Annotated in this window: 1 protein-coding gene; it reads right to left on the bottom strand. The window is 66.5% G+C overall.

The genetic code is table 11. The features are described 5' to 3' along the window. Positions 1–1,127: elongation factor Tu (tuf, locus tag ABS772_RS11260; RefSeq protein WP_407942983.1), on the bottom strand; the 1,127-nt coding region annotated here is incomplete at both ends.

Below are 1,127 nucleotides of genomic sequence, written 5' to 3'. Positions count from 1 at the left end.
GCGAAGCGCAGCTTCTCTTCCATGGCCACCGGCACGATCAGCACCACGTCCATGGTCACGTTGTCGCCCGGCATCACCATCTCGGTGCCCTCGGGCAGCGTGCACACGCCGGTCACGTCCGTCGTGCGGAAGTAGAACTGCGGACGGTAGTTGGTGAAGAACGGCGTGTGGCGACCGCCCTCCTCCTTCGTCAGGATGTAGGCCTCGGCCTTGAACTTCGAGTGCGGCTTCACCGAACCCGGCTTGCACACCACCTGGCCGCGCTCCACGTCCTCGCGCTTCGTGCCGCGCAGCAGCACGCCGACGTTGTCGCCCGCCTGGCCCTGGTCCAGCAGCTTGCGGAACATCTCGACGCCGGTCACCGTCGTCTTCGTCGTCGGGCGGATGCCGACGATCTCGACTTCCTCGCCGACCTTGATGATGCCGCGCTCGACCCGGCCCGTCACCACCGTGCCGCGGCCCGAGATCGAGAACACGTCCTCGATCGGCATCAGGAACGGCATGTCGATCGGACGCTCCGGCTGCGGGATGTAGGCGTCGACCGTCTCCATCAGCTTCAGAACGGCTTCCTTGCCGATCTTCGGCTCCTTGTCCTCGAGCGCCATCAGGGCCGAGCCCTTGGTGATCGGGATGTCGTCGCCGGGGAAGTCGTACTTCGACAGCAGCTCGCGCACCTCGAGCTCGACGAGCTCCAGGAGCTCCTCGTCATCGACCATGTCGACCTTGTTGAGGAACACCACCAGCGCCGGCACGCCGACCTGGCGGGCGAGCAGGATGTGCTCGCGGGTCTGCGGCATCGGGCCGTCGGCGGCGGACACGACCAGGATCGCGCCGTCCATCTGGGCGGCCCCGGTGATCATGTTCTTCACGTAGTCGGCGTGGCCGGGGCAGTCGACGTGGGCGTAGTGGCGGTTGGTCGTCTCGTACTCGACGTGGGCGGTCGAGATCGTGATGCCGCGCGCCTTCTCCTCGGGGGCCTTGTCGATCTGGTCGTAGGCCGTGAAGGTGGCCCCGCCCGACTCCGCCAGCACCTTGGTGATCGCCGCCGTCAGCGACGTCTTGCCGTGATCGACGTGCCCGATCGTGCCGATGTTGCAGTGCGGCTTGGTACGGGAGAACTTTTCCTT

The organism is Methylorubrum podarium (genome assembly GCF_040270385.1).
GTDB lineage: Bacteria > Pseudomonadota > Alphaproteobacteria > Rhizobiales > Beijerinckiaceae > Methylobacterium > Methylobacterium podarium.
The sequence above is the reverse complement of the archived record's forward strand: the minus strand, read 5'-3'. Positions and strand labels throughout refer to the sequence as shown.